We start from the raw sequence: 26,751 nt of genomic DNA on the forward strand, positions 1-26,751 counted from the left end.
GCGATGCGCCACCTGCCATGGGCGCGCACGGTCTTCTGGCTGTACGCCGCCACGCTGATGTTGCCGCTGTTGTGGATGTTCGGCATGTCCATCCGCCCGAACGAGGACATCCTGGGCAGCTTCTCGCTGATCCCGCAGCGGGTGACCTTCGACAACTACGCCACGTTCTTCACGGACGCGTCGTGGTATTCGAGCTACCTGAACTCCATCGTCTACACCTCGCTGAACGCGGTCATGTCGCTCGTCGTGGCGCTCCCGGCGGCGTACGCGTTCTCGCGGTTCCGCTTCGCCGGGGACAAACACCTGTTCTTCTGGCTGCTGACGAACCGGATGGCTCCCCCGGCGGTGTTCCTGCTGCCGTTCTTCCAGATCTACCAGGCGGTCGGGCTGTTCGACACGCATCTGGGCGTGGCGATCGCGCACATGTTGTTCAACGTCCCGCTGGCGGTCTGGATCCTCGAAGGGTTCATGTCCGGGATCCCCCGCGAGATCGACGAGACCGCGGCGATCGACGGATATTCGCTGCCGCGTTTCTTCCTCCGCGTCTTCCTGCCGTTGATCAGGTCCGCGATCGGCGTCACCGCGTTCTTCTGCTTCATGTTCAGCTGGGTGGAGCTGCTGATCGCCAGGACGATCACGTCGGTGGACGCCAAACCCATCGCGGCCACCATGACGAGGACGGTGAGCGCGGCGGGCGTGGACTGGGGGCTGCTGGCGGCGGCCGGCGTGCTGACCATCGTCCCCGGCGCGGTCGTCATCTGGTTCGTACGCAACTACATCGCCAAGGGATTCGCCCTGGGGAGGGTCTGACCATGGAGTGGATGGTGTGGACCGTCCCCACGGCCCTGGTGTTCGCCGGGCTGGCCGTGCTGCTGTGCGTGATGGCGGTCTGGGGCCGGCTCTCCCCTCCCGTGGCCAGGCGCGGGTTCCTGCGGATCGAGACCGACCGGGGCGACCGGCTGTACATCGGCCTGATCAGCGCGGCCGTCGTCCTGGCCCTGTGGATGGCAGTCACCGACCTGTCCATGTGGGCGGCGCTCGGCGTCGCGCTGCTGGTCGTGGTCGTGATCGGAAGATGGGGCTGAGAGGAGCCAGGCGATGAGGCATCGCGCGGGCAGGACGGCGGCGGCGATCACGGCCGCGCTGGCCCTGGTGGCGGCCGGGTGCACGGGCGGCGGCGAGGAGAGGCCGAAGAGCGACTTCAAGGAGGCCGACGGCAGGGCCGCGGCACAACGATGGGTGTCGGAGGAGTTCACGCCGAGCACGCTGTCGAAGGATCGGCAACTGGCGGAGATGGACTGGTTCATCAAGGCGGCGGCGCCGTACCGGGGGATGCAGATCAACGTCGTGTCCGAGACGATCACCACCCACGAGTACGAGTCGCAGAAGCTGGCCAAGGCGTTCGCCGAGATCACCGGGATCAGGATCAAGCACGACCTGATCCAGGAGGGCGACGTCATCGAGAAGCTCCAGACGCAGATCCAGGGCGACCAGAACATCTACGACGCCTACGTCAACGACTCCGACCTCATCGGCACCCACTCGCGCGGCACCTACGTGTTCCCGCTGTCGGACTACATGGCCGGGGAGGGGAAGAACGTCACCTCCCCCACCCTCGACCTGAACGACTTCATCGGCATCAGCTTCACCACCGGCCCGGACAAGAAGATCTACCAGCTCCCCGACCAGCAGTTCGCGAACCTCTACTGGTTCCGCTACGACTGGTTCACCGACCCGGCGATCAAGAAGCAGTTCAGGGACGCCTACGGCTACGACCTGGGCGTACCGGTCAACTGGGCGGCCTACGAGGACATCGCCGACTTCTTCACCAACAAGGTCAACGGCGACGGGACCATCGACGGCGAGAAGGTCTACGGCCACATGGACTACGGCCGTAAGGACCCGTCGCTGGGCTGGCGTTTCACCGACGCCTGGTTGTCCATGGCGGGCAACGGCGACCCCGGCATCCCCAACGGCCTGCCGGTGGACGACTGGGGCATCCGCGTGGAGAACTGCCGCCCGGTCGGCTCGTCGGTCACCCGCGGCGGCGACACCAACGGCCCGGCCTCGGTGTACGCGCTCACCAAGTACGTGGACTGGCTGAAGAAGTACGCGCCGCGCGAGGCGGCCGGCATGAACTTCAGCGAGGCGGGCCCCGTCCCGGCGCAGGGCGACATCGCCCAGCAGGTCTTCTGGTACACCACGTTCACGGCCGACATGACCAAGAAGGGCCTGCCGGTCGTCAACGACGACGGCACCCCCAAGTGGCGCATCGCGCCCAGCCCGCACGGCGCCTACTGGAAGGAGGGCAACAAGCTCGGCTACCAGGACGCAGGCTCGTGGACGCTGCTGAACAACACCCCCAAGGACCGCAGGGCCGCCGCCTGGCTGTACGCGCAGTTCGTCACCTCCAAGACGGTGTCGCTGAAGAAGTCGATCACCGGGCTGACCTTCATCCGCGACTCCGACATCAAGAGCGACTACTTCAAGGACAACGCCGCCAAGTACGGCGGCCTGATCGAGTTCTACAACTCCCCCGCCCGCAAGCAGTGGACCCCGACCGGCACGAACGTGCCCGACTACCCCAAGCTCGCCCAGCTCTGGTGGCAGAACGTGGCCACCGCCGTCACCGGCGAGACGACCCCGCAGCAGTCCATGGACAACCTGGCCAGGCAGCAGGACGAGATCCTGGCCCGGCTGGAACGCCTGTCCCGGGAACGCCAGGGGTACGGCGGGCAGTGCGCGCCCAAGCTGAACCCCGAGCGTCCGGCCCAGTACTGGATCGACCAGCCGGGCGCGCCCGCGCCGAAACTGGCCGACGAGCGCGGCAAGCCGGAGACCCTCGACTACGACAAGCTCATAGCCCGCTGGAAGGCAGGCGGCTGACGCGCCCGCGCGGGGCTCTCCGGCCGCCCAGGGCTCCCCGGCCGCGTCAGGCCAGGCGGGTGCCGGTGTCGGTCAGGTGTACCGGGGTGCCCGAGGCGGCGGACAGGTTGGCCGCGACGCCCGTCAGGACGCTGCGGATGCCGTCCCGGTAACCCGCCTGCCTGGCCAGCGGGTCGTCGGCCGGGCCGCGGAACACGTCGTCCAGCAGCAGCCGGTCACCGCCGCCGTGCCCGCCCGCGCCCTGCCCGACGGGCACCTCCCGGGGCTTCTCCCAGTGGGGGCGCAGGGTGAGCCGCTCCCACGCCCCGGCGGCATGCTCCTTGGACGCCGCGCTCGGGTCGATCGCGGCGTACGGCGGCGTCCAGGCCCGCTCGACCACCTCCAGCTCCAGCCGTCCCGCCGTGCCGTTGAACGCCACCCGATACCCCTCGAAGGGCGCGTGGGCGTTCAGCGAGTACGTCAGCAGCGCCCCGCTGTCGTACCGGACCAGGACCGCCATGTTGTCGTCGATGGTCACGCCGTCGCCGAAGACGTCCTGGTCCCGGATGTAGCCGTCCTCGTGCTCGGCGTCCAGGTAGAGACGCTTGAGCCGGGGATCAGCGGAGATGTCCAGGATGAACGGGTCGCTGCCGAGGCCGGCCGCGCCCTGGCCGCGTCCGGGACGGTCCGCCAGGCCGCGCGCCCGCGCGTTGGCCGAGCCGTAGAAGCGCAGGGACGTCTGCGCGAAGACGGTCTGCGGCGCCGCCCCGAGCCACCAGTTGACCAGGTCGAAATGGTGGGTGGACTTGTGCACCAGCAGGCCGCCCGAGCCGGCCCGGTCCCGGTGCCAGCGCCGGAAGTAGTCGGCCCCGTGGATGGTGTCGAGCGTCCACTCGAAGTGCACGGACGTCACCTCGCCGACGGCGCCGTCCATGAGCAGGCGGCGGACGGCCGAGTTGCGCGGCGAGTACCGGTAGTTGAAGGTGACGATCAGCCTTCCGGTGCTGCGCCGGGCCGCTTCGGCGATGGCCGCGCAGCTCTCGGCGTCCACGGTGAGCGGCTTCTCGACGATGACGTCGCGGCCGGCGTCCAGCGCCGCGCACACGTACCGGGCGTGCGCGGCGTCCGCGGTGGCGACCACGACCGCGTCGGCGAGTTCGAGCACCTCGCCGAACTCGGCGGGGGCGAAGCACGGCACCGGGTGGCCGATCCGCTCGGCGTAGTAGTCCATGCGGGTCCGGTTGGTGTCGCACAGGGCGACGACCGTGCCGGCGTCACGCCAGTCGCCGAGCAGCGCGTCCACGTAGAGCTGCGCGCGGTGCCCGAGCCCGACGAACGCGTACCTCATGGTCGTCCTCTCAGCCGGCGATGGCGGCGTTGGCCTCGGTCAGGAACTTCTGGGCGGCGACGTCGGGCGTCATCCGGCCGAAGATGACCTCCTCGGTGTACCGCTTGAGGATGTCCTCAAGGGCGCTGGCGCCCTTCGGCGGCGCGGCGGGCGGGTCGGCCAGCTCGCCCTTGATGGAGTCGACGAACTCCAGCGTCTTCTGGTCGGCGGGCGGCAGCTTGTCCTTGACCGCGGCCAGGACCTTCGAGCTGGCGGGCAGGCCGCGGTCGCTGAGGATGATCCCGCCGACCTCGGCGTCGTTGATCATGAAGTCGACGAACTTCGCGGCCTCGGCGGCGTGCTCGCTCTTCGAGGAGGCGGTGTAGAACATCGCCGGTTGCAGGAACATGCCGCCGGTGGTGGCGCCCTCCGCCTTGGGCAGGCGCAGCAGGCTCATGTCCTTGCCCGACGCCTTGGTGACCGCGCCGAGCTGGTTGCTCCACCACATGCCGGACGCGCCGGTGTTGGTGGCCAGCAGCGACTGGTCCACGCTGGTCGCGCCGACCTCGGCGGTCTTGGCGGCGTCCGGGCTGCCCTTGGCCTTGATCGTGTCCAGCATGACCTGCCACCAGGCCACGATCGTCCCGGGCGTGACGCCGATCTTGTTGCCCTCGTAGAAGGGCTCGCCGCGCTGGGCGGCGAAGATCTGCAGGAAGGCGGGGTTCCAGTTGAGCTGGGTGCCGTAGACCGTGCCGCCGCCCTTGGCGGTGATCTGGGAGCTGAGGTCGACGTAGTCCTTCCAGGTCCACTTGGTGTCGTCGGGCGCCTTCTGCCCGGCCGCCTCCACCAGGGACGGGTTGAGCACCACGGAGAAGACGTTGGCGCCGGTGGGGACGGCGTACTGCTTGCCGTCGATGGCGCCGGTGCCGAGCAGCTTGGGGTCGATGTCGGCGGTCTGGACCTTGCCGGTCAGGTCGGCCAGCGTGCCGCGGTCGGCGTACTCGCGCAGGCCGCGGATCTCCAGGGTGATGACGTCCGGCGCGTCGCTCGCGGCCACCTTCGTGGACAGCGTCTCGTAGTAGCTGGCGAAGTCGGAGAATTCGCCCTCGACGTCGATGTCCGGGTTCTTGGCCTCGAACTTCTTGATCGCCTCTTCGGTCATCTTCTGCCGCGCGTCGCTGCCCCAATAGGAGAAGCGCAGCTTGGTCCTGCCGTCGGCGGCCTCGTCGCCGCCGCCGCAGGCCGCGGTGACCGCCAGCACGGCGGTGGCGAGCAGGGCCGCCGACCACGTCTTCTTGCCTGAGCTCACGGCTCTACCTCCTGTGGGATGTCGCTGTTTCGGGGGGTGGGGGAACTACTTCAGTCCCGTGGTGGCCACACCACGGATCAGGTACTTCTGGCCGGCCAGGAAGAAGCCGAAGATCGGGCCGAGCGCGACGATCGACATGGCGAACATCGGGCCCCACGACGAGTCGCTGCTGGCGTCGAGGAAGGTGCGCAGCGCCACCGGGGCGGTGAAGTTGTCCGGGTTGTTGAGGTAGAGGAGCTGGCTGAGGAAGTCGTTCCAGGTCCAGATGAACGTGAAGATCGCGGTCGTGGCCAGCGCCGGGGCGCAGAGCGGGATGATCACCCTGATGAACGTGCGCCAGTAGCCGGCGCCGTCGATCTCGGCGGCCTCGTCCAGTTCCCGGGGGAGGGAACGGATGAACTGCACCATCAGGAACACGAAGAACGCGTCCGTGGCCAGCACCTTCGGCATGACCAGCGGCCAGATCGTGTTGATCAGTCCGAGCTTGGAGAACATGACGTACTGCGGCACGATCAGTACGTGGTGGGGCAACATGATCGTGCCCAGCATGATCGTGAACCACAACTTCTTGAGCGGGAAGTCCAGCCGGGCGAAGGCGTACGCGGCCAGCGAGCAGGCCACCAGGTTCGCCACCACCGACAGCACGGTGATCACCGCGGAGTTCCACAGGTAGTACCCGAAGGGGTGCTTCAGCGCGGTCCAGCCCTCGGTGTAGTTGTCCAGCGTGACCTCGCTCGGCCACAGGCCGGGCTGCCGGAAGATCAGCTCTTCGGGCTTGAGCGAGCTGGAGATCATCCACAGCAGCGGATAGAGCATGACCAGGCCGAACCCGATCAGCAGGACGTGCTTGACCACCCGGCCGCCCTTGACCGGACGGAACAGCACGGGCAGCGGCCTACTTGGTGTCGCCATAGAAGACCCAATACTTGGACGCGAGGAAGTTCACCCCGGTGAGGCCGGCGATGATGAGCAGCAGGACCCAGGCCATGGCGGCCGCGTAGCCCATGTCGAAGTTCTTGAAGCCCGTGAGGTAGAGGTAGAGCGTGTTGAACATCGTGGAGTCGGCCGGCCCGCCCGAGCCGCCGCTCACGATGAACGACTGCGTGAACGACTGGAACGACTTGATGATCTCCAGCACCAGGTTGAAGAAGATGATCGGGGTCAGCAGCGGCAGCGTGATCGAGCGGAACTGGCGGAACACGCCGGCGCCGTCCACCGCGGCGGCCTCGTAGTAGCTGGCGGGGATCTGGCGCAGCCCGGCCAGGAAGATGATCATCGGGGCGCCGAACGTCCAGACGTGCAGGATGATCAGCGTGCCGAGGGCGGTGTCGGGGTCGCTGACCCAGCCGGGGCCCTGGATGCCGAAGACCGACAGCACGGCGTTGACCAGGCCCTCCGCCCCGAAGACCTTGCGCCACAGGATCGCGATCGCGACGCTGCCGCCCAGCAGCGAGGGCAGGTAGAAGATCGACCGGTAGAGCGACAGGCCGCGTAACCCACGGTCGAGCACCAGGGCGAGCGCGAGCGCGAAGGCCAGTTGCAGCGGCACGGAGACGATCACGTAGATCGTCGTCACCTTCAGCGAGTTCAGGTAACGGGCATCCTCGGTGAACATCTTGACGTAGTTGTCGAACCCGACCCACTTGGCCTCCTCCAGGAGGTTGTAGTCGGTGAACGACAGATAGAGCGAGGCGACGATGGGGCCGATCGTGATGACGAGCAGGCCGGCGAACCAGGGCGCCAGGAACAGGTAGGCGGCCCGCGCCTCGCGGCGGGAACGTCTGGACATGCGACGATCCCACCTCAGCGAGTCAGTCATGACGGAACTCATTCGTCATCACGGACCTTCCGGCGAGATGTGAATGGATAGCGCTTTCCTATAGCTGCCGGGAAAGTTCCGTCAACCCTTTGCAGGCGTTACATGGCCGTTATCGATATATCGATGCCGCATTTCCGCAGGTGACAAGCGCTACCCAAGAGAAGTCCGATGAATATTGCTGCGATTTAGTACAACCGTTTGCAGGTCATCGGGGCGGTGCCGTCGACTCCCGCACCACCAGGCGGGTCTCCAGCGAGGTCGTCGCGCTCACCTCCTGGATGAGCAGGTCGACCGCCAGCCGCCCGGCCGCCGCGGTGGGCATGGCGACCGTGGTGAGCTTGGGCCGGTTCAGCCGCCCGGGGACGATGTCGTCGATGCCCACCACGCTGACGTCCTCCGGCACGCTCAGCCCGAGGTCGCCGAGGCCCTCGACGAGCCCGATCGCCATGAGGTCGTTGTAGGCGAGCACCCCGGTCACCCCGGCCTCGCGCACCGCGGCCGCGGCGGCCAGGCCGCCCCGCTCGGTGGGCGCGTTGGGCCCGATCACGACCAGTTCGACCCCCGCCACCCGCTCGGCCGCCGACCGGATCTCCCCGCTCGTCCACGAGCCGGCCGGGCCCGACAACAGCGCCACGCGCCGGTGCCCGAGCGCGGCCAGGTGCTCGACCGCGAGCCGGGCGCCGTGCCCGACGTCCATCAGGACCGTGGCGGCGCCGCGCAGCCTTCGGTTGATCACCACGAGCGGCACCCGCTCGGCCAGCCGCTCCAGCACCCTGTTCGACGAGCGCGGACTGCACAACACCACGCCGTCCACCTGCTTGGAGAACGCCTGGATCAGCTCCTCCTCGGCCGCCGGCTCCTCGTCGGTGTCGGCCACGAACAGGTGGTAGTCGCGCTGCCGGGCCGCGGCGTGGGCGGCCTTGATCAGCGGCGGGAAGAACGGGTTGGCGATGTCGGCCACGATCAGGCCCAGGTTGTGGGTACGCCCGGTCGTGAGCGCCCTGGCCGCCCTGTTGGGCCGGTATCCCAGCTCCTCGGCCACCGCCAGCACCCTGGTACGGGTGGCCGCGTTCACCATGTGCGGCGCGGAGAACGTCCGCGACACGGTCGATACGTGCACACCGGAAGCGCGGGCCACATCGCGAATCGTCACTGTCACAGTCGCCCACCCTAACGCAACCGCTTGCAGGCACCAGGGCAACGATGAAAGCGCTTGCCGACCGACCGGCCCTCCAGCATGCACCTGTCCACCCAGCTAGACGGCATGGTCAGAAATCGGCTCTTGACGCCTCGCCCATCGTGACCCATAGGTTTAGTGCAACTGTTTGCAGTCTTGAAGGAGTCCCCCACGGTGAGCAGAGTGCTCGTCACCGGCAGCGCCGGACGCCTCGGCCGCAGCGTCGTCACCGCGCTCGCGGCCGCCGGGCACGAGGTGATCGGCGTGGACCGGGCCCCCGGCACGCCGGACGAGGCCGCCGCGACGTTACCGGCCGACCTCACGGACACCGGCCAGGCGTTCGAGGCCATCGCCCGGTTCCGGCCGGAGTCGGTGATCCATCTGGCGGCCATCGCGACGCCGTTCAGCCGGCCGGAATCAGTGATCTTCGAGGTGAACACGCGGCTCGCGTTCAACGTCTGCGAGGCGTCGGTGGAGCTGGGCGTGTCCGGCGTGGTGGTGGCCAGCAGCCCCACGGTGATCGGCTACGGCGCGCCCGGCGGGTGGGTCCCGTCGTACCTGCCGATCGACGAGGAGCACCCGGCGCTGCCCTGGAACGGCTACAACCTGTCCAAGCTGGTGGCCGAGCAGACCATGAAGGCGTTCGCACGGGCGGGCCGGACGAGGATGGCGGCCGTCCGGCCGTGTTTCGTCATCCCGCCCGAGGAGTGGGCGGGCGCGCCCACGCAGTCGGGGCACACCGTCAAGGAGCGGCTCGACCAGCCGCGGATCGGCGGCGTCTCGCTGTTCAACTACGTCGACGCGCGCGACGCGGCCGAGCTGTTCACCGTGCTGATCGCGGCGCTGCCCGAGCTGCCGGGCGGCGAGGTCTTCTTCGCCGGGGCGGCCGACGCCCTGGCCAGGGAGCCGCTGGCCGACCTGCTCCCCCAGGCCGTGCCGGGCACCGAGGAGCTGGCCGCCGGGCTCACCGGCACCGCTCCCGCCTTCTCCACGGCCAAGGCGCGACGCCTGCTCGGCTGGGAGCCCAAGCGAAGCTGGCGAACCGAACTCAAGGAATCCGAATGAACCTCAGCGGTGTGCTGTTCTTCCCCGTCACCCCCTTCGACGCCGCCGGCGCGCTCGCCGAGCAGGTGCTGGCCGAGCACATCGGGCAGGGCATGGCGCACGGCCCCGGCGGCGTGTTCGCGGCCTGCGGCACCGGCGAGTTCTCCGCCCTGTCGGAGTCTGAGCACGCGCGGACCGTCCGGGTGGCAGCCGAGGTCGTGGGCGGGCGGGTGCCGGTGTTCGCCGGGGCGGGCGGCCCGATCGGCGCGGCGCTGAACCAGGCGCGGGCGGCCCGCGCGGCGGGCGCCGACGGCCTGCTGCTCATGCCTCCCTACCTGACGCAGGGCCCGGCGAGCGGGTACGCCGCGTACGTGGCCGCCGTCGCCGCCGAACTGCCGGTGATCGTCTACCAGCGCGGCCCGGTCGTGCTCGACCCGGACACCGTGGTCGAGCTGGCCGGCGTCCCCGGCGTGATCGGGCTCAAGGACGGGCTCGGCGACATCGACCGGATACAGCGGACCGTCCTCGCGGTACGCGGGAAGCACCCGGAGTTCCTGTTCTTCAACGGCCTGCCGACGGCCGAGCTGACCATGCCCGCCTACCGGGGCATCGGCGTGGACCTGTACTCCAGCGCGGTCTTCGCCTTCGCCCCCGAGATCGCCGTGGCGTACCTGAACGGCGACGAGCGGCTGCTGACCGAGTTCTACGCCCCGCTCGTCCGCCTGCGCGACAAGGTGCCCGGTTACCCGGTGTCGCTGGTCAAGGCCGGCGTACGGCTGCGTGGCCTCGACGTCGGCCCGGTGCGCCCGCCGCTGGTCGAGGTGGCCGACGACCATCTCGCCGAGCTGGACGCGCTGATCAGGACCGGGCTCGCCCTGGCGGCGTCGTGATCGCCGGGCTGCGGACCGAGCTGCGGACCGTCCCGCTGCCCCGGCCGTGGGGCCCGGACGTGCCCGCCAACCATGTGATCGTCTGCCATGTGACGCTGGAGGACGGGCGCACCGGCACGGGGTTCTCCTGGACGCCGCAGATCGGCGCGCACGCCGTACGGGCCCTGCTGGACCATGACCTGCGCGAGGCGCTGATCGGGCTGCCCGCGCACCCCGAGCTGGTGTGGGACCGGCTGTGGCGGCACCTGCGCGAGGCCGGCCCCGGCGGGATCACCACGATCGCGCTGGCCGGGATCGACCTGGCGTTGTGGGACCTGCGCTGCGGCGACGTGGGCCTGGCCGACGTGCTGGGCCGGCGGCGCGAGCAGGTCCCGGCGTACGGCAGCGGCGTCAACCTGCACTACTCCCTGGACGAGCTGACCGAGCAGGCCCGGCGCTGGGTCGCGGCCGGGTACGCCGGCGTCAAGATCAAGGTGGGCCGTCCGGACCTGGCCGAGGACGTGGCCCGGGTGGCCGCCGTACGCGAGGTGATCGGGCCCGACCGGCTGCTGATGATCGACGCGAACCAGCGGTGGGACCTCCACCGGGCCAGGCGTGCCCTGGCGGCGCTGCGGGAGTTCGGCCTCCACTGGATCGAGGAGCCGCTGCCCGCCGACGACCTGGCCGCGCACGTCGAGCTGCGCCGCTCGACCGACGTCCCGGTCGCGGTGGGCGAGAACGTCTACACCGTCTACGGCTTCCGCGACCTGCTCACGGCGGGGGCCTGCGACATCGTCCAGCCGAACGTGGTGCGCGTCGGCGGCGTCACGCCGTTCCTGCGGATCGTGGAGCTGGCCAGGGCGTTCGACGTGCCGGTCCATCCGCATCTGCTGAGCGAGGTGTCCGGGCAGCTCGCCCTGGCGCTGCCGCTGCCGCCGCTGGCCGAGGTCGTCGAGGACGCCTCGTTCGGCGGGCTGGGGCTGCTGGCGGAGCCGTACCCGGTGGAGGTCCGCGAGGGTGTGCTGCGCGTGGGCGGGCACGCGGGACTGGGGTTGCGATGGACGTGAGGACAGGCGTGACGCGGACCGGCCCAGTCAGGGTCGTGCTGGCGGGAGCGCACGGGCACGGACGGCACCACCTGGACGACCTGCGCAGGCTCGCGGCCACCGGCCTGGTCGAGCTGGCCGGGATCTGCGACGTGCGCCCGGTGGAAGTGGCAGGCGGGCCGCTGCCGCAGTCGCCGGACCTGGGCGGGCTGATCGCCGGGACCGGCGCCGAGGTCACGATCGTCTGCACGCCGATCCACACGCACGCCGACCTCGCGGTCACGGCGCTGCGCGCCGGGTCGCACGTGCTGCTGGAGAAGCCGCCCGCGGCCGGTCCGCGGGCGCACGCCCGGATCGCCGCGGCGGTGGCCGAGACCGGGCTGGCCTGCCAGGTCGGCTTCCAGAGCCTCGGCTCGGCGGCCGTGCCCGCGCTGCGCGAGCTGATCGCGGGCGGCGCGCTCGGCCGGATCCGCGGCATCGGCGGCGCGGGCGCGTGGGAGCGGCCCTCGTCGTACTTCACGCGCTCGTCCTGGGCGGGACGGCGCAGGCTGGACGGCGCGGACGTGGTGGACGGCGCGCTCACCAACCCCTTCGCCCACGCCGTGGCGACCGCGCTGGCCCTGGTGGACGGCCCTGTCGAGGCGATCGAGACCGAGCTGTACCACGCCCATCCGATCGAGGCCGACGACACCTCCTGCCTGCGGGTCCGGATCGCGGGCGGGCCGGTGATCACGATCGCGGTGTCGTTGTGCGCGACCGGGCGGAGTGAGCCGTACCTGGTGGTGCACGGGGAGGCGGGGCGGGCGACGCTCACGTACACGCTGGACGAGCTGCGGGTCGAGTGGGCCGACGGCTCGGTCGAGACGACCGTGCACGAGCGGACCGGGCTGCTGGAGAACCTGATCGCGCACATCCGTACCGGGGCCGGCCTGCTCGTCCCGCTCTCCGGGACCGAGACGTTCACCCAGGTGCTCGACGCGGTGCGGCTGGCCCCCGAGCCGCTGCCCATCGCCGAACGGCACCAGGTCGTGGAACGCGACGAGGCGGGCGAGGTCACCCACCGGTTCCTGCCCGGCATCGCCGAGCTGACCGCGCGCAGCGCGCGGGAGCTGGCGCTCTACTCCGAGCTCGGCGCGCCGTGGACGAACGTGGAGCTGCGGGTGGCCGGCACGCCGGTCGCGGCCTACGAGTGGCGGCCCGACCTGCCCGTCACCGACTCGCCGCGGCCGTACCTGCATCCGGTGCGTACGCTCGGCGGCCTCACCGTCACCCAGGTCCGCCCCGGCGACCACGTGCACCACCTCGGCGCGGGCGTGGCGATCTCCGACCTCGGCGGCGCGAACTTCTGGGGCGGCCGCACCCACGTCAGGGACCGCGGACCGGTTTGGCTGGCCGACCACGGCAGGCAGCGGCACGTCGCGTTCACCCGGCTGGCCGACGACGGTTTCACCGAGGAGCTGGAGTGGATCGGCCCCGGCGAGCGGCTAATCGCGCGCGAACGGCGTACGGTCGCCGCCCGGCCGGTCGGCGACGTGTGGGCGCTCGACCTGACGTTCGCGCTCACCAACCTCACCGGCTCCCCGCTGGAGGTCAACAGCTCGACCACCAAGGGCAGGCCGGGCGCGGGCTACGGCGGCTTCTTCTGGCGCGCGCCGGGCACCTCGACCGGCCGGGTGACCTTCCCCGGGGACGAGGAGAGCGTGCACGGCAGCCGGGGCCCCTGGGTGGCCATGTCCGGGACCGAACCGGACGGACGGGACTGGACGCTGGTGTTCGTGCAGGCCGGCGACGACCCCTGGTTCGTCCGGATGGCGGAGTACCCCGGGGTCGGACAGGCGCTGGCTTGGGATCGTCCGCTGGTCGTCGAGGGCACGCTGACCAGGCGGATCGTCACGGTCGTGGCCGACGGCCGGCTTGGGGGCTCGTCGGCGGCGGCTCTGGCCGCTACGGTGGAGGAAATAATCGTAAAATAATAAGAGTTGCGGTGATCGCGTACGGCGGCGACTGGAATCCCGAGCAGTGGCCGGAGGAGACCTGGGCCGAGGACGGCGTCAAGGTCTACCTGTCCACCCCCACCGCCTCGCCGCCGCCCTGGTTCGGGCACGCCCACCCGCAGGCGCTGCCCGTGGACGCCGACGGCCGCGTGTTGTCGCACGGCAGCAGGCAGGCGTTCTGTCCCAGCTCGCCGATCTACCTGGAGCGCGCCCTGGCCGTCACCGAGCAGCTCGGCCGCCGGTACCACGACCACCCGGCCCTGGCCATGTGGCACGTGCACAACGAGTACGGCAACCACAACGCCCACTGCTACTGCGACGTCTCCGCCCAGGCGTTCCGCGACTGGCTGATCGACCGGTACGCCACCCTCGACGCGCTCAACGACGCCTGGGGCACGGCGTTCTGGTCGCAGCGCTACAGCGACTGGGCGCAGATCCTGCCGCCGAGGGCCACGCCCGCCTACACCAACCCCGCCCAGCAGCTCGACTTCCGCAGGTTCAGCTCCGACGCGCTGCTGCGCCTCTACCGAGCCGAACGCGACCTGCTGGCCGGGATCGACCCGGACGTGCCCGCCACCACGAACTTCATGGGCAGCTACCACTGGGCCACCGACTACTGGGCGTGGGCCGAGGAGGTGGACGTGATCTCCACCGACCAGTACCTGCTGGGCGAGGACCCCCACCTGGACCTCGCCTTCGCCGCCGACCTGACCCGCTCGTTCAAGGGCGGGCAGCCGTGGCTGCTCATGGAGCACTCGACCAGCGCGGTCAACTGGCAGGGCCACAACCGCGCCAAGCGGCCCGGCGAGATGCACCGCAACTCCCTGGCCCACCTGGCCAGGGGCGCGGACGCGATCCTGTTCTTCCAGTGGCGGGCCTCCCGCGCGGGCGCCGAGAAGTGGCACTCGGCGATGTTGCCCCACGCGGGCACCGACACCAAGATCTGGCGGGAGGTCGTCGCGCTCGGGGACGTCCTGAAGAGCGTGGCCGACGTCGCGGGCAGCCGGGTCGAGTCCGACGTGGCGATCCTGCTCGACTACCAGAGCATCTGGGCCCAGGACCATCCGGCGCAGCCGACGACGGAGCTCAAGCCGGTCGAGGTGATCAGGCAGTGGCACTCCGCCCTCTGGAAGCTCGGCGTCACCTGCGACCTGGCCCACCCCGAAGGCGACCTGTCCGGTTACCGCCTGGTCGTGGTCCCCTCGCTCTACCTCGTCTCCGACGCGGGGGCGCGCAACCTCGAACGGTTCGTCGCCGGGGGCGGGACCGCGCTGGTGGGGCCGTACAGCGGGGTGGTGGACGAGCAGGACAAGGTCCGGCTCGGCGGCTATTCGGGCGCGTGGCGGGACCTGCTGGGCGTACGGGTCGAGGAGTTCTTCCCGCTGGCGGCGGGCGAGACGGTCACGCTGGCGGGCGGCGGCACGGGCGCGGTCTGGAGCGAGGTCGCCCACGCCACGACGGCCGAGGTCCTGGACTCGTACACCAGCGGTGAGCCCGCCTGGACGCGCAACGTCCGGGGCGAGGGCGCCGCGCACTACGTGACCACGCTGCCCGCCGACCCGGCCCGCCTGCTCGCCGCGGTGTGCGCCGAGTCGGGCGTCGCGACCGCCGACCGTCGGGGCGTCGAGGTGGTACGCCGCTCCCACCCCGACGGCCGCGGTTACCTGTTCGCCATCAACCACACCGGCGAGGACGCCGTCGTCGAGGCGACCGGCACCCTCCCGGACGGCACCCCCGTGGACGGACGGCTCACCGTACCGGCGCCCCGGTAGGCCGCGTCCCCCGGTTTCCCGGCGGTTCGGCGGGCCGCGGCTAGGGTGCGGAGTCTGTGAACGCACCCGTCATCGCCAGGCCCGCCACCGCCCGGGACCCCTTCTTCGACAACGCGAAGCACCTGGCCATCGTGCTGGTGGTGTGCGGTCACCTGATCGAGGACCAGCGCGACGCGCCGCTCGCGCACGCCCTGTACTTCTACGTGTACGTCTTCCACGCCGGTGTGGCAGCAGCTCAAGTGGCCGCTCGCGTTGCGGCCCGAGCACTTCGCGTGGCTGCGGCGGCCCCACATGCGGCTGGCCGGGTTCTGCGTGCTGGGGCTCGGGCTCGCGGTCGCGCTGCTGACCCACGATCGGGTGCCGACCGAGTGGATCAGGTGGCGGCACTCCAACGCGTCCATCGGCGTGGACGACCTCACCGGCACCGCGATCCGGCTGGGCCTGCCGCTGTCACTCCTGCTGGGCCTCGTCACCGCCACCCTGCTGTGCACCCCCTGGGTGCGCACGCTCTTCCGCTGGGCCGTCGAACCCCGCATGACCTGGGCCTTCACCCCGCTGCGGCGTCCCGCCCGAGTCGTGCCTGAGCAGGCGCAGTGCGCCCCTGGACAGCGCCACCAGCACGTCGGCGCACTCCTCCAGGTCGGGGTAGCGGCCCTCCAGGTGGCCCATGGCCAGGGCGTTCGTGGCCGCGTCGATGCCCTCGGCGATCATCTCCAGGCGGCGGCGGTCCCGTTCGTCGTCGGCCGTGTAGCCGAGCGCGGCCAGGTCGGCCGCGTGGTGCTCGCGGTAGATCGCGGCCGTACGGGCGGCGAAGTCGCGCAGCGAGGACGACGGGTCGTGCCGCGCGCGCAGCTGGATGCGCAGCAGCTCCGGATGGCGGCAGATCGCCTCCAGCGGGATGCGGAAGGCGTCGCGGTGGCGTTCGAGGTCGTCGGGCGCCTCGCGGGCCCTGCGCCGAGCCTCCCGCATCGCCCCGCGCAGCCGGTCGCCGCCCTCCTCGCCGAGCACCCGCAGCAGCTCCGGCATGTCCTTGAAGTGCACGTAGAAGCTCGACTGGGCGATGCCGGCGGCCTTGGCGACCTTGCCCGTGGTCAGGCCGGCCTCGCCCTCCTCGTCGAGGATCGACAGGGCCGCCCTGATCAGCCTGCGCCGGGTCAGGTCCTTCGCCTCGCTCCTGCTGAGCGGTGTGCTGGTCACGATTGCCTCACGGGACTTGTGCGCGTTTTCGCCGATAGTACTATCGGTGAAATTGCCGAAGGAGAGTCATGGCCATCGATTTCACTCTCGCCCCCGAGCACGAGGAGATCCGCGGGCGGGTCAGGTCCTTCATCCAGGAGACCGTGATCCCGGCGATGTCCGGCGTGGAGGAGGGCGACCGGGACGCCTACCTGCGGACGATCTTCGAGCTGCGCGGCCGGGCGAAGGCCGAGGGGCTGTGGCTGCCGCACATGCCGAAGGAGTGGGGCGGCATGGGCCTCGGCCACGTCGAGCTGGCCATGGTGCAGTCGGAGGCGGCCAAGACCCGTATCGGCCCGTGGGTGCTCAACTGCCAGGCCCCCGACGAGGGCAACATGCACACGCTGCTCCACTGGGCGGACGCGGAGCAGAAGGAGAAGTACCTGCGCCCGCTGCTGGACGGCACGAAGATGTCGTGCTTCGCGATGACCGAGCCCGAGGTGGCCGGCTCCGACCCCACCCTGATCCGCACCGAGGCGGTCAAGGACGGCGACGAGTGGGTGATCAACGGGCACAAGTGGTTCATCTCCAACGCCCGCCGGGCGAGCTTCGCCATCCTCATCGCGCGTACCGAGAAGGACGTGCCCGAGGGCTCGCGCGGCGCGAACACGGCCTTCCTCGTGGACCTGCCCAACCCAGGCTGGAAGGACGTGCGCGAGGTCGAGACCATGCACGGCTCGACCGGCCACAGCGAGATCGTGATCGAGGACCTCCGGCTGCCCGACAGCGCGGTCCTGGGCGGGCGGGGCAACGGCCACCGGCTGGGCCAGTACCGGCTGGGCCCGGCGCGGCTGGCCCACTGCATGCGGTGGATCTCGCAGGCCGAGACGGCGCTGGACATGATGGTGGACCGGGCGCTCAACCGCTACAGCCACGGCTCGCTGCTGGCCGAGAAGCAGGGTGTGCAGTGGCTGATCGCCGACTCGGCCATGGAGCTGTACCAGTGCAAGCTGATGGTGCTGCACGCCGCCTCGAAGATCGACAAGGGCGAGGACTTCCGTACGGAGGTGTCGATGGCCAAGCACTTCGTGGCGGGCAGCCTCAACCGGATCGTGGACCGGGCGATCCAGGTGCACGGGGCCCTCGGCTACTCCACGGACACGCCGCTGGCGAGCATGTTCCAGCACGCCCGCTGGGCCCGCTTCGCCGACGGCGCCGACGAGATCCACCAGATGCGCATCGCCGAGCGTACGATCGCGGCGTACCAGGCGACCGGATCGACGAGCGCGGCGACGGGCGGCCTCCCGCTATAGCCGAAAATATCCCCGCATGACGGGCTGCCAGCGGTTCGCCGGGACACCCCGGAGCACGGCCACCGCCACGCAGTACTTGCTCACGCTGACCGGCCGCACCCCCAGCCCGCGCAGCACCCGGTCCACGACCGCCCGCCCGTCGGCCGACTTCGACTCCAGCAGCACCCGGTCGCGGCGGGCGGGCACACCCCGCTCGCCGTCGTGGCAGAACAGGCCGGTGTCGCAGGTGAGCCGGGCCTTCCCGGCCCGGTCGATGAGCGTGACCCGCCGGTAGTCGGTGGACAACACGGGCCCCAGCGTCTCGGGCGCGGCCATGCCCAGCTCGTTGACCAGCGTCTCGCCGACGAACCGCATGGCCTCCGCGGTCAGCTCGCCGGCCGGGGCGGCGTCGTACGGGATGCGGTGTTTGTCGGTGCTGCCGCGCGTGCCGTTGAGCTTCAGCTCCAGCCACCGCCCGCCCCCGTCCAGGTACGTACGGGTGCGCACCTTGAACCTGCGCCGCCGTTCCTGCCGATGCTGGCGGAAGGTCAGCAGGTCGGGCGTGTCGAAGTAGGTCGAGGTGTAGCGGAACTGGCGCAACCCCCCGATACGCAACACCGAGAACCGGCCGCCCAGCTCGGCCGCGAGCCTGGCCATGGTCGCGACGCCGACCACGTACTTGTGGTCCATCCGGCTCATCAGCTCGGGCACGTCGTCCAGCCCGAGCGGCGGCAACCCGGCCGCGACCCCGGCCATCAGCACGTCCGCGTCGCTCACCGGGCCGCCTCGGCGATCTGGAAGCGCACGTCCACGACGGTCACGTCCCGCACGTAGTCCACCTGGGTGACGACGCAGTGCAGGACGCGGGCCCGCAGCCGGCTCTCCAGATCGGCCCTGAGCAGCTCGGGGTCGCTGTGCACGACGTCCAGCGTCACGACCTGCTGCCTGGTACGGCCGAGCAGGCGCGGATGGTCGGCGACGTACACGATGGCCAGCAGTACGCCGTCCAGGAAGAGCGCGGTCAGCGGGAGCTCGGAGGCGATGCCGTTCACCAGCCCGAGGACGATCGCGACGAAGTAGTACGCGATCTCCTGCTGGGTGATCTCGCTGGACCGCAGCCGGATGATCGACAACACCCCGAACAGCCCGAACCCGACCGCCAGGTCCACCCGCTGGACCAGCAGCAGGGAGACGACCGCGAAGATGCCCACGTTCAGCGCCACGTAGGCGAACAGCAGGTCGCGCCGGTGATGTCGCCGGTAGTACAGGCCGTAGGCGAGGACGCCGATCGCCGTCAGGTCCATCGCCAGTCCGGCCGTCACGGTTCGTCATCTCTCGTTCTCATGTCCACCAGCCTGCGGTTCCCCGGTGAGGGAGCCGTTAGCCTCGGGTGAGGCGGCTCTCATCCGGTAGCCCGTGCCGCGTACGGTCTCGATGCGGTCGGGGCCGATCTTCCTGCGCAGGTAGCGGACGTAGACGTCCACGACGTTCGAGCCGGGGTCGAAGTCGAAGCCCCAGACGTGGCTGAGGAGCTGCTCGCGGGTCAGCACCTGGTCGGGATGCCGGCAGAAGATCTCCGCCAGCGCGAACTCCCTGGTGGACAGGTCCACCACCCGGTCCCCCGCGTGCGCCCGCCGCGTCCGCAGGTCGAGCGACAGGTCCCCGACGTGCAGGACGGTGGCCTCGGGCGCGCGGTCGGCCCGCAGCCGCAGCCTGACCCGCGCCAGCAGCTCCTCGAAGGCGAAAGGCTTGGCGATGTAGTCGTCGGCGCCCCCTTCGAGGCCCGCGACGGTGTCGGTCACCCCGCCCCGGGCGGTCAGGATGATCACCGGGATCGCGACCTTCGACTCCCGCAGCCGCCGCAGCACGGTGAACCCGTCGCTGAGCGGCAACCCGATGTCCAGCAGTAACAGGTCGAACCCGCCCGAACTGGCCAGGTCGTAGGCCGCGACGCCGTCCGTCACCACGGCCGTCACGAAGCCGTTGCCGCGCAGGCCCTTCTCCAGGAACGCCGCGATCCTGCTCTCGTCCTCGGCGATCAGGATCCGGTTCATGTCCTGGCCAAGGGCAACGTCATCACGAAACAAGCGCCCCCCGCCGGGACGTCCGCCACTCTCACACCGCCTCCGTGCGCCTCGGCGATCGACCGTACGATCGCCAGCCCCAGCCCTGCCCCGTCATGCGCGCCCGTACGTCCCGCGCCCCTCACGAACCGCCGGAAGATGCGCTCCCGATCGGCGGGCGCGACGCCCGGCCCGCTGTCGCGCACCCACAACTCGGCCCGGCCGTCCCGCAGGGCCGACCCGACCGCGATGAGGTCGTCGTCCATGGTGTGCCGCACGGCGTTCACGACGAGCTGCATGAGCGCCTGCGTGAGCCGCTGCCGGTCGGCCTGGACGCGCGCCTCGGCCACCTGGTCGACCCGCCACCGCCGGTCGCCCAGCGGCCGCGCCTTGGCCACCACGCTCACGGTGAGGTCGGCCAGCTCGACCTCCTCGACCGCGAGGAATCCGGGCTGCTCGGCCTTGGCCAGGGTGAGCAGGTCGTCCACGATCCGGTTCATGCGGTCCAGCTCGTCGGTGACCAGGGCCAGCGTCTCGGCCCGCTCGTCCGGATCGTCCCCCATCAGCTCAAGGTGCCCCCGGATGACCGTGATGGGGGTACGCAGCTCGTGCCCCGCGTCGTCCACGAACGTGCGCTGCACGGCGAAGGAACGTTCCAGACGGTCGAGCATGTGGTTGAACGTGGCGGCCAGCGCGGCCACGTCGTCGTCGCCGGTCACCTTGAGCCGGCGGGTCAGGTCGGCCGAGTCGCTGATCTGCTCGGCCGTCTGGCTCACCAGCCGCACCGGGGCCAGCACCCGCCCCGCCACGAACCATCCCGCCGCCCCCGCCAGCCCCAGCGCGGCCAGTGCCGACAACCCGAGAACGCGGACCGCGTCCACGATCTCCCCTCGGTGCCGGTCGTAGAAGACGGCCGCGACGAAGTGGCCCGTACGCGGGTCGGCCGCCACCCTGACCGGGATGACCGCGTACCTGACCGTGCCCTCCACGCTCTCGGTGTCGCCGTAGGCGGGCTCGGTGGCCGCGGCCAGGACCTTGATCAGGTCCTCGTCCGTGTCGAGCCGGGCCGGGGGCGTGACGGCGGTGATCCGGTCGGCCCGGCCGTCCACCATGCTGAAGAAGGTCTCCCACCGGTCGGGGGAGTTGATCGCCAGGTAGCCGGTGAGCAGTTCCCGCACGTCGGAGACCGGCCGTCCGGTATGGGGATCGTGGGCTGTGGCGGCGTAGCGGCGCAGCTTCTCCGCCTCGTTGGTGAACTCCAGGTTCATCCGGACGTCGAGGCGGGCGAGCAGGACCGTCCAGGTCGCGAAGATCGAGACCGCGAGGGCCAGGCCGACCACGGCGAGCATCCAGCCCACGATCCGGGCACGGGCGCTCACCCGCATCCGGCCCCCCGCTCAGTCGTCATCGTCGTCATCGTCGTCGCCGCCGTCGTCGTAGTCGTCGTCTTGGTGGCCGTCGTGGCCGTCGTCGTCATCGTCGTCGTCTCCGCCGGGCAGGGCGCGATGCCGGTCGTGGTCGCCATCATCATCGCCGCCTCCGGGCTTCGGCGAGGGCGGCTTCACGGGTTCCGCCTTGGTTCCCGGCGTCGTGAACGGCCGTACGCCGCCGGGCGACGTCCCCGGCGTGGGCGAGACAAGGACGGACTCCCCCAGATCGGGCCCGCCGTCGGCCGCCCGTACCCAGCCGACCGAGAGGAACCCCGCCGCCGTCATCCCTACGAGAAGGAGCACCACACGTTTCATGAGTACGAGCGTGCGCCCGCCCGAGGAGACCACCCTGAAGCCGAAATGAGGACCCTCTCATCCGCGCTTCCCCCTTCCCAGAGCCCCCTTCTTCTAGAATGATGTTCTGATACCGGCTGGTCGGTCAGGAGGGCTCATGAGGGTACGGGACAAGGTCATCGTCGTCACGGGCGCGGCCGGCGGCATCGGACGGGCGATGGCGCTGCGCTTCGCCGCCGAGGGCGCCGCCGGGATCGTGCTGGCCGACCTCGACGAGGCCGGCGCGCGGGCCGTGGCCGCCGAGATCGGCGAACGGGCCGTGGCCGTACGCGCGGACGTGTCCGTCGAGTCCGACGTGACCGCGCTGGCCGAGCCCACCCCCTTCGGTCCCGTGGACGTGTTCTGCTCCAACGCCGGCATCATCGGCGGCCACGGCCTCGACGCCCCACTCCAGGAATGGACCTCCCTGTACGCGGTCAACGTCCTGGCCCACGTGCACGCCGCCCGCGCCGTCATCCCCGGCATGCTCGAACGCGGCGGCGGCTACCTGCTGAACACCTGCTCCGCGGCCGGCCTGGTGAGCTGCCCCGGCGACGCCCCGTACGCCGTCACCAAGTCGGCCGCCATCGCCTTCGCCGAATGGGTGGCCATCCACTACGCCACGCAGGGGATCAAGGTCAGCGTGCTGTGCCCGCAGGGTGTGCGTACCGGGATACTCGAACGCGGCGTCGAGGAGGACCATCTGACCGCGCGGGCCGTGGGGGCGTCGGGCGCGATCCTCGACCCCGCCGACGTGGCGGCCGCCGTGATCGACGGCCTGGCCGCCGAACGTTTCCACATCCTCCCCCACCCCGAGGTGGCCGAGTTCGTCCGCCGCAAGGCCGAGTCCCCGAACAGGTGGCTGGCCGGCATGGCCGCCTTCGTCACCTCCCTGACCCCCACCCCATAGCCCCCCACCACGCGCAGACCCCGTGAAAGGCCCGCCCGACCATGGACCAGCACCTCATCCGGGCCGCCCGTCAGGCCTGGCGCCGCCTCGAACCCGTCCACGGAATGATCTACTTCGTCCCCGAGGCCACCACCCGCTACGCGGCCCTGGGCCTCACCGGCATGTCCGGATATTTCACCTCACGTTCCGCCGCCCTCGGCGCCGCCCCCGCCGACCTCGTCATCGCCACGTTCTACAACTTCAACCCCGACCTCGTACGCCGCTCCCTCCCCTGGGACAAGGTCACCCCCGCCCAGGTCCTGCAAGCCCGCCTCGAAGCCGCCGCCGAAGCTCTCCGCCGGGCCGCCGTGCACGAACTCCCGGACCTCCTCCCCGTACTCACCCTGGCCCGCCGTGCCGCCGAGGCCGCCCGCGACCACCCCCAGGGACGCCCCCTGTTCGCCGCCCACGCCGCCCTCCCCTGGCCGGACGACCCCGTCCTCCAGCTCTGGCACGCCCAGACCCTCCTGCGCGAGTTCCGCGGCGACGGTCACGTGGCGACCCTCCTCTCAGAGGGCATCACCGGCCTGGAGGCCCTGGTCCTGCACGCGGCCAGCGGCGAGGTCGCGAAGCCGTTCCTCACCATGAGCCGCGCCTGGCCACCCGACCAGTGGGCCCGCACCGAGACGACCCTGCGCACCCGCGGCCTCCTGAACGACGACAACGACCTGACCCCCGAAGGCCGCTCCCTACGCCACCACCTCGAAACCCGTACGGACACCTTGGCCATGCCCGCGTACGGCGCCTTGGGCGAATCCGGCTGCGACCGCCTGGCCGAACTGTCCCGCCCCTTCGGCCGCAGAGTCGTGGACGCGGGCCTGCTCAAACTCACCTGATCACCGCTTCGCGTGTCCGGATGAGGTCACCACTCTGCCCGCGGAGGGGCGAGGGGAGGAGCATCGAGCTGAACGGTGACGCGGGAAGGGCGGCGATGAAGCGGAAACGCACCAAGAGCCAGATCGGTACGAAGTCGTCGGGACGGAGCAAGACGGCCCCCCGCAAGAAGACCAAGGGCGATCCCGAGGACGAGACCACCCCCGTCGTCCACCTGCAGAAGCGCAAGAGCGCGCCGGTCCTGACGCTGGACAGGCCCCAGAGCATGGAGATGGATTCGGACACGGCCCCCCGTCCCACCACCATCACCGTCTCCAAACCGCACACCGACATCTGGGGCACGGTCAAGTTCCAGGCCCGGAAGCACGACCTTCCGGCGGGCGCGGTCGTGCATCTGCGCCCACTGGTGGACCTGCGGGGCGACACCGGGCCGAAGAAGATCGCCGGGATCCTCATCAGCAGGCTCCAGCGCACCCCCTCCCCCTTCGGCAACCGCATGGGCGACCACACGACCTCGTGGCAGGGGGTCGTGGACTCGGTACGCGCCTCGCTGTACGGCAAGACCGTCAAGGAGGCGGCCACGGCGCTGCTGGCGATGCAGGCCACGGCGCAGGCATCGGTGAGCGACCCCGACGGCGCGGCACGTGACCTGCTCATGCGCCTGGAGACGGTCGACGCCACCGACGCGGCCGGCCGGATCGAGCCGCTGGAGAACTCGGCCCGCCTGGTCGCCGAGCAGTGTGCCACAGCCCTGAGCGAGAAGAGCGAGAGCAAGGCGGCCCAGGCGCTGGCCACCGCGGTCGCCCAGCATCTCAACTTCCTGAACCACCTGCCGTTCAGCACCGTCCCGGCCGCCTCGGCCAGGGGCTCGACGGGGTCGGGAGAGGGCACCTACCGGGGCGCCCTGCTGGCGTACGAGGCCAAGGCGGCGAAGCTGGCCGCCGACAAGGGCACGGCCGCCCCCAAACCCCGCACGTACGAGCAGAACGACATGAGAACGGCCCTGTGGAAGATGTTCGCGTTCGACGCGGCGATGCGCGAGTCGTACGTCGAGTACGCGCTCAACCCGCAGTCCTACGGCGACGTGGCCGAGCAGTACTCCGAGCTTCAGAAGGTCAACGCCGAGCTGGACAAGGCGCTGACGGCCGTGGCGACGAACAAGGGCCGGGTCGAGGCGCTGAAGGACATCCCCGGGCTGCTCGGGCGGATCGACGACGTGCAGAAGGCGGCCGGGATCTACCAGGGCATGCACCGGGCGGCCGGTGCGCTCAGGGCCAAGGCGGAGGACGCGCGCACCCGGCTCCAGCAACCGCACACCGCGCTCCGGGCGGAGACCGCCAGGAAGGTGATCGCCTCGGCGAAGAACGCCCACATCCTCGCCGAGGCCGGCCAGGTCGCCGCGGACCTGAAGAAGATCGGCGACGGCGCGCCGGAGTACGCGGTCGTCGTCCTGTCCAACCTGCTGTACAAGCACCTGCGCGTCATGGCCGCCGCCTACCCGCACGCGGTGACCGCCGCCGGGCTGCCCGATCCGGTGAGCGGCAAGCTCGGCCGGCCCGCCGCTGAGATGATGGTCAAGCAGCTCGAAGGGGCGCTGCGCAGGGAGTACATGGACCTCTTCCCGAAGCGGACCGAGCCGGAGCAGTACGCGCCGCTGATCGAGAGCATCACGCAGACGCTCGCCGGCCTGCCGCCGATCACCGTCGAGCCGAGGACGACGACCTGGGCGTCGGAGGCCGCCGACACGAACCTGGTCGTGGACTTCGACCCGGCGCTGAAGGAGTCGCTGATCATCAACGGACGCGCGCCGGCCCCGCCGGGCGTCGCCGGGATGGGCTGCCACACCACCGCCTGGGCGATCGAGACGCAGCACGCCAACCACCTGGTCTCGGACGCCTCCTCCGGCCCCCAGGCGGTCAGGGCGCTGAAGGAGGCCGTACGCAAGGACCTCCAGTCGCGGGTCATGGAGCTGGCCGCGCTGCTGCCCGCCGAGCAGATCGAGGGACGCCAGCTCGCCGGCCTGTTCGACGAGGCCGCCTCGGTGCTGAACGCCCCCGACGCCTCCACGGCCGCCATGGCGTACCTGTCGTTCCGCAATCTGATGCCGTTCGCGACGGTCAACGAGGGCGACCGCGGCGGCCACGCGGAGAAGAAGGACGGCGGGCTGGACATCACGTTCGACAAGACGGCGATGAAGCTGGCCGCCGACCACAAGCGGGACGAGCTGACCACGGATCCCAAGTCCCTCGCCGACAAACTGCTGGCCGAACGGGACCTGCTCGCCACGGAACTGGAACGCTGGGAGGACGACGACACGCTGGCCACCGCCGTCGAGACCGTCCGCGCCCGGCTCAAGGAGCAGGCCGCCTTCCTCAAACGCGCCAAGAGCGGCGAACTGGCCGAGTACGCCGCGGAGGCCGGCAAGAAGGTCTACGACACCCGGCTGGTCGAGCACAAACGGGTGTGGAAGGAGGTGCAGACCTTCCTGAAGGGCTGATCGGCGCACCGTCCGGCCCGGAAGGGCTCGTACGGCGCGTACGCAAACTGGGCAGAACGTGACGTTACCCATACCGCGCCCGGGGAAGATCGCCGGACATGCCGGAAACGCCACCGCCGCAGAACCAGCCGTACCCGGGCCGCACGGGCGAGATGTCACCGGAGCCGCGCGACGAGATGCGCGGTTACGAGGGCCGGGACCTGCTGGCCGGCAAACGGGCGCTGATCACCGGCGGCGACTCGGGCATCGGCCGGGCGGTGGCGGTCGCGTTCGCCAAGGAGGGGGCGGACGTGGCCGTCGCCTACCTCGACGAGCACGACGACGCCAACCGCACCCGCGGCCTGGTCGAGCGCGAGGGCCGGCGCTGCGTGCTGCTGCCCGGCGACCTGGGCGACCGCGACCACTGCGCGGCGGTCGTGGAGCAGGCGGTGTCCGAGCTGGGCGGCCTGGACGTCCTGGTCAACAACGTGGCCTACCAGGCGCCGGTGGACTCGCTGGAGGAGTTGTCCGACGAGCAGTGGGAGCACACGTTCGCGGTCAACATCCACAGCTACTACCGCGTCACCAGGGCCGCGCTGCCGTACCTGCGGGAGGGCGGCGCGATCGTGAACACCTCCTCGATCAACGGCCTGCGCGGCAACAGGACCCTCATCGACTACGCCGCCACAAAGGGCGCGATCAACGCCTTCACCTACTCCATGGCCCAGAACCTGGTGGATCGCGGCATCCGGATCAACGCCGTCGCGCCCGGCCCGGTCTGGACGCCGCTGATCCCGGCCACGATGCCTCCGGAGAAGGTGGAGGAGTTCGGCGCGCAGGTGCCCATGAAGCGGGCCGCCGACCCCGACGAGATCGCCCCTTCGTACGTGTTCTTCGCCGCCGACCGGCTGTCCTCCTACTACACAGGTGAGGTGCTGGCCCCGATCGGCGGCGAGACGCTTCCCGGCTGACTCCC

The 26,751-nt window shown here is 70.7% G+C and carries 24 protein-coding genes; 13 read left to right on the top strand and 11 right to left on the bottom strand.

Going from position 1 to position 26,751, the window contains the following annotated elements; translation table 11 throughout:
• Positions 1-3: 3 nt before the first annotated feature.
• From IEZ27_RS22660 to IEZ27_RS22670, 3 genes are read left to right on the top strand one after another with little or no spacing between them, the layout of a single operon-like run.
• On the top strand, positions 4-810 hold the full coding sequence (locus tag IEZ27_RS22660; RefSeq protein WP_125631903.1) for a carbohydrate ABC transporter permease: 807 nt from the start codon (positions 4-6) through the stop codon (positions 808-810).
• 2 nt (positions 811-812) lie between these two features.
• The gene (locus IEZ27_RS22665) at positions 813-1,085 is read left to right on the top strand and encodes a DUF2160 domain-containing protein (RefSeq protein ID WP_125631905.1); all 273 of its coding nucleotides are present in this window, start codon (positions 813-815) and stop codon (positions 1,083-1,085) included.
• Between the two features lie 13 nt (positions 1,086-1,098).
• Positions 1,099-2,886, top strand: a complete 1,788-nt coding sequence (locus tag IEZ27_RS22670) for an ABC transporter substrate-binding protein (protein ID WP_189649029.1) — start codon at positions 1,099-1,101, stop codon at positions 2,884-2,886.
• A 46-nt stretch (positions 2,887-2,932) separates the two neighbouring features.
• Here the strand turns inward: IEZ27_RS22670 and IEZ27_RS22675 are convergent, their stop codons facing one another.
• From IEZ27_RS22675 to IEZ27_RS22695, 5 genes are all read right to left on the bottom strand, one after another.
• Positions 2,933-4,213: a Gfo/Idh/MocA family protein gene (locus IEZ27_RS22675; protein WP_189649030.1), complete on the bottom strand. Its 1,281-nt coding sequence runs from the start codon at positions 4,211-4,213 to the stop codon at positions 2,933-2,935.
• A 10-nt stretch (positions 4,214-4,223) separates the two neighbouring features.
• Complete coding sequence (locus IEZ27_RS22680; RefSeq protein ID WP_189649031.1) at positions 4,224-5,501, bottom strand: ABC transporter substrate-binding protein; 1,278 nt, start codon at positions 5,499-5,501, stop codon at positions 4,224-4,226.
• A 45-nt stretch (positions 5,502-5,546) separates the two neighbouring features.
• Entirely contained in the window at positions 5,547-6,413 is an 867-nt protein-coding gene (locus tag IEZ27_RS22685; protein WP_125631913.1) for a carbohydrate ABC transporter permease, read from the bottom strand.
• Complete coding sequence (locus tag IEZ27_RS22690) at positions 6,397-7,320, bottom strand: carbohydrate ABC transporter permease (protein ID WP_379478611.1); 924 nt, start codon at positions 7,318-7,320, stop codon at positions 6,397-6,399. The genes IEZ27_RS22685 and IEZ27_RS22690 overlap by 17 nt, the downstream gene beginning before the upstream one ends.
• A gap of 205 nt (positions 7,321-7,525) precedes the next feature.
• On the bottom strand, positions 7,526-8,479 hold the full coding sequence (locus IEZ27_RS22695; RefSeq protein WP_189649032.1) for a LacI family DNA-binding transcriptional regulator: 954 nt from the start codon (positions 8,477-8,479) through the stop codon (positions 7,526-7,528).
• A 192-nt stretch (positions 8,480-8,671) separates the two neighbouring features.
• On the opposite strand from IEZ27_RS22695, the gene IEZ27_RS22700 reads away from it, so the two are divergent.
• From IEZ27_RS22700 to IEZ27_RS22720, 5 genes are read left to right on the top strand one after another with little or no spacing between them, the layout of a single operon-like run.
• Positions 8,672-9,562: an NAD-dependent epimerase/dehydratase family protein gene (locus IEZ27_RS22700; protein ID WP_189649033.1), complete on the top strand. Its 891-nt coding sequence runs from the start codon at positions 8,672-8,674 to the stop codon at positions 9,560-9,562.
• Complete coding sequence (locus tag IEZ27_RS22705; RefSeq protein WP_189649034.1) at positions 9,559-10,431, top strand: 5-dehydro-4-deoxyglucarate dehydratase; 873 nt, start codon at positions 9,559-9,561, stop codon at positions 10,429-10,431. The genes IEZ27_RS22700 and IEZ27_RS22705 overlap by 4 nt, the downstream gene beginning before the upstream one ends.
• Positions 10,428-11,477 carry a mandelate racemase/muconate lactonizing enzyme family protein gene (locus tag IEZ27_RS22710; protein WP_189649035.1) on the top strand — a complete coding sequence of 350 codons (1,050 nt, stop codon included), beginning with the start codon at positions 10,428-10,430 and terminating at the stop codon, positions 11,475-11,477. The genes IEZ27_RS22705 and IEZ27_RS22710 overlap by 4 nt, the downstream gene beginning before the upstream one ends.
• An 8-nt stretch (positions 11,478-11,485) precedes the next feature.
• Entirely contained in the window at positions 11,486-13,429 is a 1,944-nt protein-coding gene (locus IEZ27_RS22715; protein ID WP_229824233.1) for a DUF6807 family protein, read from the top strand.
• 11 nt (positions 13,430-13,440) lie between these two features.
• Positions 13,441-15,222 carry a beta-galactosidase gene (locus IEZ27_RS22720; RefSeq protein WP_229824234.1) on the top strand — a complete coding sequence of 594 codons (1,782 nt, stop codon included), beginning with the start codon at positions 13,441-13,443 and terminating at the stop codon, positions 15,220-15,222.
• Between the two features lie 450 nt (positions 15,223-15,672).
• On the opposite strand, the gene IEZ27_RS22725 is transcribed toward IEZ27_RS22720, so the two are convergent.
• Positions 15,673-16,419, bottom strand: coding sequence for a TetR family transcriptional regulator (locus tag IEZ27_RS22725; RefSeq protein ID WP_189649037.1), 747 nt, complete (start codon positions 16,417-16,419; stop codon positions 15,673-15,675).
• A 68-nt stretch (positions 16,420-16,487) separates the two neighbouring features.
• Here IEZ27_RS22725 and IEZ27_RS22730 point away from each other — a divergent pair, with 68 nt between their 5' ends.
• Positions 16,488-17,711: an acyl-CoA dehydrogenase family protein gene (locus tag IEZ27_RS22730; protein WP_125631929.1), complete on the top strand. Its 1,224-nt coding sequence runs from the start codon at positions 16,488-16,490 to the stop codon at positions 17,709-17,711.
• Here the strand turns inward: IEZ27_RS22730 and IEZ27_RS22735 are convergent.
• Genes IEZ27_RS22735 through IEZ27_RS22755 form a run of 5 tightly spaced genes read right to left on the bottom strand, consistent with a single transcriptional unit; the run spans position 17,706 to position 21,498 of the window.
• Positions 17,706-18,467 (bottom strand): polyphosphate polymerase domain-containing protein, encoded by a 762-nt coding sequence (locus IEZ27_RS22735; RefSeq protein ID WP_229824235.1) that lies wholly within the window; start codon positions 18,465-18,467, stop codon positions 17,706-17,708. The genes IEZ27_RS22730 and IEZ27_RS22735 overlap by 6 nt on opposite strands.
• The gene (locus tag IEZ27_RS22740; protein ID WP_189649101.1) at positions 18,464-18,994 is read right to left on the bottom strand and encodes a DUF4956 domain-containing protein; all 531 of its coding nucleotides are present in this window, start codon (positions 18,992-18,994) and stop codon (positions 18,464-18,466) included. The genes IEZ27_RS22735 and IEZ27_RS22740 overlap by 4 nt, the downstream gene beginning before the upstream one ends.
• Before the next feature lie 24 nt (positions 18,995-19,018).
• Positions 19,019-19,744, bottom strand: coding sequence for a response regulator transcription factor (locus IEZ27_RS22745; protein WP_189649038.1), 726 nt, complete (start codon positions 19,742-19,744; stop codon positions 19,019-19,021).
• Positions 19,741-21,132 (bottom strand): sensor histidine kinase, encoded by a 1,392-nt coding sequence (locus IEZ27_RS22750; RefSeq protein WP_189649039.1) that lies wholly within the window; start codon positions 21,130-21,132, stop codon positions 19,741-19,743. The genes IEZ27_RS22745 and IEZ27_RS22750 overlap by 4 nt, the downstream gene beginning before the upstream one ends.
• An 18-nt stretch (positions 21,133-21,150) precedes the next feature.
• Positions 21,151-21,498 carry a hypothetical protein gene (locus tag IEZ27_RS22755; RefSeq protein ID WP_189649040.1) on the bottom strand — a complete coding sequence of 116 codons (348 nt, stop codon included), beginning with the start codon at positions 21,496-21,498 and terminating at the stop codon, positions 21,151-21,153.
• Between the two features lie 136 nt (positions 21,499-21,634).
• Between IEZ27_RS22755 and IEZ27_RS22760 the strand changes: the two genes are divergently transcribed.
• The 4 genes from IEZ27_RS22760 to IEZ27_RS22775 all read left to right on the top strand — a co-directional run bounded on the left by IEZ27_RS22760 (position 21,635) and on the right by IEZ27_RS22775 (position 26,746).
• Entirely contained in the window at positions 21,635-22,426 is a 792-nt protein-coding gene (locus IEZ27_RS22760) for an SDR family oxidoreductase (RefSeq protein ID WP_189649041.1), read from the top strand.
• A 41-nt stretch (positions 22,427-22,467) separates the two neighbouring features.
• Positions 22,468-23,301: an SCO6745 family protein gene (locus IEZ27_RS22765; protein WP_189649042.1), complete on the top strand. Its 834-nt coding sequence runs from the start codon at positions 22,468-22,470 to the stop codon at positions 23,299-23,301.
• A gap of 95 nt (positions 23,302-23,396) precedes the next feature.
• Positions 23,397-25,796 (top strand): hypothetical protein, encoded by a 2,400-nt coding sequence (locus IEZ27_RS22770; RefSeq protein ID WP_189649043.1) that lies wholly within the window; start codon positions 23,397-23,399, stop codon positions 25,794-25,796.
• Positions 25,797-25,894: 98 nt separating this feature from the next.
• Positions 25,895-26,746: an SDR family oxidoreductase gene (locus tag IEZ27_RS22775; protein WP_189649044.1), complete on the top strand. Its 852-nt coding sequence runs from the start codon at positions 25,895-25,897 to the stop codon at positions 26,744-26,746.
• Positions 26,747-26,751: the final 5 nt, after the last annotated feature.

The sequence above is a fragment of the Nonomuraea spiralis genome, assembly GCF_014648435.1.
In the GTDB taxonomy this organism is placed as follows: Bacteria; Actinomycetota; Actinomycetes; order Streptosporangiales; family Streptosporangiaceae; genus Nonomuraea; species Nonomuraea spiralis.